General features: G+C 46.6%; 5 protein-coding genes. 3 read left to right on the top strand and 2 right to left on the bottom strand.

Annotated elements, in window-relative coordinates; all coding sequences use genetic code 11:
• The 3 genes from KKA81_10195 to KKA81_10185 form a co-directional block, all read left to right on the top strand.
• Positions 1-1,048: nodulation protein NfeD (locus KKA81_10195; GenBank protein ID MBU2651294.1), on the top strand; the 1,048-nt coding region annotated here is incomplete at its 5' end.
• Complete coding sequence (locus tag KKA81_10190; GenBank protein ID MBU2651293.1) at positions 1,041-1,553, top strand: O-acetyl-ADP-ribose deacetylase; 513 nt, start codon at positions 1,041-1,043, stop codon at positions 1,551-1,553. The genes KKA81_10195 and KKA81_10190, both read left to right, overlap by 8 nt.
• 48 nt (positions 1,554-1,601) lie before the next feature.
• Positions 1,602-4,040 carry a carbohydrate binding family 9 domain-containing protein gene (locus KKA81_10185; protein MBU2651292.1) on the top strand — a complete coding sequence of 813 codons (2,439 nt, stop codon included), beginning with the start codon at positions 1,602-1,604 and terminating at the stop codon, positions 4,038-4,040.
• Between the two features lie 6 nt (positions 4,041-4,046).
• Here KKA81_10185 and KKA81_10180 read toward each other — a convergent pair whose 3' ends face one another.
• The gene (locus KKA81_10180; GenBank protein ID MBU2651291.1) at positions 4,047-4,934 is read right to left on the bottom strand and encodes a carbohydrate kinase; all 888 of its coding nucleotides are present in this window, start codon (positions 4,932-4,934) and stop codon (positions 4,047-4,049) included.
• Positions 4,935-5,004: 70 nt separating this feature from the next.
• Positions 5,005-5,433 (bottom strand): peptidylprolyl isomerase, encoded by a 429-nt coding sequence (locus KKA81_10175; GenBank protein ID MBU2651290.1) that lies wholly within the window; start codon positions 5,431-5,433, stop codon positions 5,005-5,007.
• Positions 5,434-5,570 lie beyond the last annotated feature (137 nt).

Genomic DNA, 5,570 nt, shown 5'->3' with positions numbered 1-5,570 from the left:
GATAGCCTGCGACAGCATTTACATGAATCCCGTTGCTTCGATGGGTGCGGCCACCGTGGTGGACCAGACCGGCCAACCCGTCCCCGATAAATACCAGTCGTATATGCGCTCATGGATGCGCGCCACTGCCGAAGCCAACGGCAGAGACCCCGATATTGCACAGGCCATGGTGGATCCCGATATCTATATCCCCGGTATCGTCGATACAGGAAAAGTTCTTACCCTTACCACGACAGAAGCCATGAAATACGGGTTTTGTGAGGGAAAAGCAGAAAGCATCAGCGAGATACTGAAGTTGAACAACATTACTGATTACGAGATCATTGAACAGGAACTGACAGCCACCGACAAAATCATCGGATTCCTGATTAACCCCGTGGTAAGTGGTATCCTGATTATGATCATCATCGGGGGTATATATTTCGAGCTGCAATCACCCGGTGTGGGATTTCCTTTGGTGGCCTCCATCGTTGCCGCCATGCTTTATTTTGCCCCCCTTTACCTGGAAGGGCTGGCCAATCACTGGGAGATCATCCTCTTCATGGTAGGCGTGGTACTTATTCTGATTGAGGTCTTTGCCCTGCCAGGCTTCGGTGTGGCGGGAATCTCGGGCATTGTGCTGGTGGTGACAGGACTGACACTGAGCATGATTGGCAATGTAGGCTGGGACTTCAGCGGAGTTAACTTTGAAAATATCCTGAAAGCCTTTTTTATAGTCATTATAGCCATCTTTGTCTCTCTGCTGGGATCTATTTATCTGAGTAAGAAGCTTTTTACCACAACAATCTTCGGGCATCTTGCTCTGGATGCTGTTCAGGACAAGGATAAAGGCTTTACCACAGCCGACCGCATCTATACATCCATGATCGGGCAGACAGGAATAGCCTTTACGGTACTCAGGCCGGCCGGCAAGGTGAAGATAGCGAACGACATTTACGATGCCACAGCTGTCAGCGGCTTTATAGATAAAGGAGAAAGCGTTAAAGTGGTCGATTATCAGACCACACAGCTCTTTGTGATGAAAACCGAAGAGAACAGCCATGAATAAATCCAGGATTCGCATCATTACGGGCGATATAACAAAGGTGGAGACCGATGCCATCGTCAACGCCGCCAATCGCCGCCTGCTTGGAGGAGGCGGTGTCGATGGTGCCATACACCGTGCCGCCGGCCCAGAACTGCTTGAAGAATGCAGTACACTGAACGGTTGTGAAACGGGGCAGGCAAAGATCACAAAGGCTTACCGTTTGCCTGCCAAATACGTTATCCATACCGTTGGCCCCATATGGTCGGACGGGCATAACCACGAAGAGGACCTGCTGCGCAGTTGCTATGAAACGAGCCTGAACCTTGCAATACAATATAAATGCCGTACCATCGCATTCCCGAACATCAGCACGGGAATATATGGCTTCCCCAAAGAACCGGCAGCACAAATTGCACTAAGCACGGTTAAACAATTCCTGGAAAGAAATAAAGAAATCGAAGAAGTGGTTTTCGTATGCTTCGATGAGGAAAATTACAGGCTTTACTCTGAATTGGCAGGAAAATAATTTTATGATTTCCTCAAAATTCTATATTTGCTTTCAAAATCCCTACAGATGACGGATTATCGTTGCACGGCCTTTTTCCTGATAATCGCCCTTTTCTTTGCCTTTCCGGTTCTGAATGCACAGAATCCGAAGAAACAGGTTGTTGCAACCCGCATCACAGAAGACATTAAGATCGACGGCATCCTGGATGAAGCATCCTGGAAAACCGCCGGCGTGGCAAAGGATTTTTTTCAATTCACTCCTTACAATGCCAGAAAGCCCTCCCAGCCCACTGTGGTTAGGGTGATGTACGACAACCGCAGCATCTATATCGGGGCCATGATGTACGACAGCGCCCCCGACAGCATACTTACCGAACTGGGGATACGTGATGCCGACGACCTTAATGCCGATGAATTCACAGCCGATATTTCCACATACAACGACGGACTTAATGCTTCTGAATTTCGCGTTTCGGCTTCAAATGTCCAGGGTGATGCCAAGCTTTCACCTAACGACCATGATCAGTCATGGGATGCCGTCTGGAAAAGTGCCGTCACCATTACCGACAGCGGATGGATAGCCGAGATAGAAATACCTTATTCGGCATTGCGCTTTCCCGATAAGGAAAACCAGACCTGGGGAGTGAACTTCTGGAGGGGCATACGCCGTCACAGGGAATGGGATACCTGGAATTACGTGAACAACAAGCTCGACGGGGTATTGAACCAGGCCGGGGAGATAACAGGCTTAACACAATTAGAACCTCCATTACGGCTTTCCTTTGTTCCGTATGTTGCAGGATACGCAGAAAGACAACCGGGAAAAGACAAATGGGCTTATTCCTATAATTACGGCATGGATGTAAAACTCGGGCTCAGCGAGAGCTTTACCTTTGATGCAACCCTTATCCCTGACTTCGGACAGGTGGAATCCGACGATGTGATCATCGACCTGAGCCCCTTCGAGATTTATTATGAGGAAAAAAGACCCTTTTTCACGGAAGGAACCGAGCTTTTCGATAAAGGAGGCGTATTTTATTCACGCAGGATAGGCGGGACACCGTCGGGATATGAAAAAATAAATGACGATACAACGGTAACGGTGATCAGCAATCCCGAGAATATGCAACTAATCAACGCCTCCAAGCTGTCTGGCCGTACAGGAAAGGGATTGGGCATCGGCGTCTTCAATGCCATTACCACAAATACCTGGGCAGAAATCAGGGATAGCCTGGGCAACAAACAAAAAATCCTCACTGAGCCTGCAACCAATTATAATATGCTGGTCTTTGACCAATCGCTGAAGAACAATTCCTTCGTCAGCCTTTATAATACCAATGTTTACAGGGGTAAGAAAGATTATACCGCTAACGTGTCGGGACTGGAATTACACCTTGAAAACAAGCAGAACATGTTTGCGGTCTCAGCCATGGGAAATGTTAGCCAGAAGTATTTCCGGGATACAACGCCCGAATTCGGGTATGAGTATAATATTGAAATTGGAAAGATAAGCGGAAATTTCCGGTACGAGCTTTGGCAGGAGACTATCAGCGACACGTATGATCCCAATGACATGGGCTACACTCGCCGGAACAATGATTTCACAACAGGAATCCAGATGGAATATAATTTTTTTGATCCCTTTTGGAAGTTCATGGACTTGTCAAATGAAGTTGCAGTTTACCTGTCGTACCTTTACAACCCAAGGCTTTTCAGTGAATTCGGGATTGAGGCATTTTCCAGGGCCACCTGGAAAAATTACCTGACCACCGGCCTCGGAATCGACATCAAGCCTATTGATGAACATGACCATTTCGAGTCCCGCACTCCTGGAAGAATGGTTATTTTACCAGCCAATTATGAAGTTTCCCTATTTCTGTCGCCCGATTACCGGAAGAAATTCGTTGTAGATCTCAGAGGAGGTATTGAGAAGGCAAATGCTTATGATCAAATTAGTTATAGTTATTCCATAGCTCCCCGTATCCGTTTCAGCGACAAGTTTTTTCTGATATACCGGTTCATTTACAACCGTGAGCTGAACGACCTTGGTTACGTAAGTGACAGTACCGGGCAAACAGGCCATAAAGACATTATTTTCGGTGCCAGGGATATCCTGGAAATTGAAAATGAAATGGATGCCAGTTATATTTTCAATCCGAAGACCAGTATTTCACTTCAGGCAAGGCATTACTGGTTTGCAGCCGACTATAATCGCTATTATGATTTACAGGACGACGGGCACCTGACGGTAAACCAATACAGCGGAAACCACGACTTTTCCTTCAACGCATTCAACATTGACCTGATTTTCACCTGGGAATTCGCCCCCGGAAGCCAGTTGCTGGTCATTTACAAAAACAACATTTACACCGATAATGATGACATCCCCCAAAGCTTTACGGATGATGTACGGGAGACATTCAGCAACCCTATGACCAATTCGTTTTCGGTCAAGTTCTTATATTACCTGGATTACCAGTACTTCCAGAAGAAAAGCAAACGATAAAAGGAATCATCCCCTCTCCTTTGCAAACTCCCATGAGACATAATTGTCGTAGGAAAGGCAAACATCCGTTGCAAAGGCAATTCCGTTTTCAGCCAGGATCGCTGTTTCCTGCAAGGCATTACCCCTGGCCATGGCATGCATGACCCCGGCGTTGAAATTATCGCCTGCTCCTATAGTGCTGAGGGGTTTAATTTTCGCGACCGGATAAAAATCTTCCGATGCTTCTGTAAAAACACGAACTCCGCCGGCATTCATGGTATACATCAGCATTGGACAGCCCTGTGAGCGGCAGATCTCCCAGGCGTCAACCGAATTGGTAACATCGAAGGCCGTTTTAAAATCTTCATCTGATGCCCTTACAATACGGGCATAACTAATGTTTTCCAGGATGGAAGGGCGTTTCTCCCCCATCTCATGTTTATGAGGACTGCGGATATTGGGATCATAGATAATAGTAGCTCCGGCTTCACGCGCTTTTCCTACTATCTCCATTACCGGTTTCCTTACTTCGGGTATCAGTGAATAAAATGACCCAAAAAGGAGGATGTCGTCTGAAGAAAAATGAGGTTTGGGCTGGTTCAATCTTTCCTCAGGATAATCTTTATAAAATGTGTATGAAGCATCCCCTTTTTCATCCAGGAAAGCAAGAGCAATACCGGTCTTACCGGTTTCATGCCGACGGATATAAGATACATCAACATGGTTTGATTCCAGGAAATTCAAAATGATGGTCCCCGGTGTATCGGATCCCAACTCCGATATCAATGCCACCTTATGACCGCAACGTCCGAGCGATACAGCAGTATTGAGCATGGCGCCTCCCGGACGGGCAGCAACGGGTTGACCATCCCGGAAAATAATGTCGAGTAATATTTCTCCAATGGTATAAAGCATGATCCCTCAAATATAAAAAAAAACGGTGCCCATGGATACACAGGCACCGCCACTTAATACAAAAATATTATCAGTTAATTCCGACCACTTTAATCTCAAAGGTCAGATCTTCCCCGGCAAGGGGATGGTTTGCATCTATAACAATACTTTCAGGCTTTACCTCAACAATCCTTACCACCATTTCCTGACCATCATCCTGTTTTGACATGAGTTCCATGCCTAACTCGGGATTCAGTCCGGATGGTAACATTGCATTGGGGACTTCCTGTATCAGTCCCTCATGCCTGTGGCCATACGCCTCATCATGAGGAATCTTTACCGTTTTGGTTTCGTTCAGTTCCATGCCGATAACGGCATTCTCAAAACCCGGGATCAACATCCCTTCTCCTACAACAAACTCCAGCGGTTCCCGGCTCTCGGAAGAGTCAAATACCTGGCCATCATCCAGGGTACCTGTATAATGGACTTTTACGTGATCTTGATTTTTTATTTTTGACATTATAATCTCCTTGTGTTTGGGTAAGGTTCTATTTTTCTTTGGGGGGTCTCGCCTCATTCACACGGAGGTTACGACCCATAACCTTAGCTCCGTTCAACTCGTTGATGGCTGTTTGGGCTTCATCGTCATTTGGCATG

The sequence above is a fragment of the Bacteroidota bacterium genome, assembly GCA_018831055.1.
Lineage (GTDB): Bacteria > Bacteroidota > Bacteroidia > Bacteroidales > B18-G4 > M55B132.
Note: the sequence above shows the minus strand (reverse complement) of the source record. Positions and strands in the feature narration are given on the sequence as shown.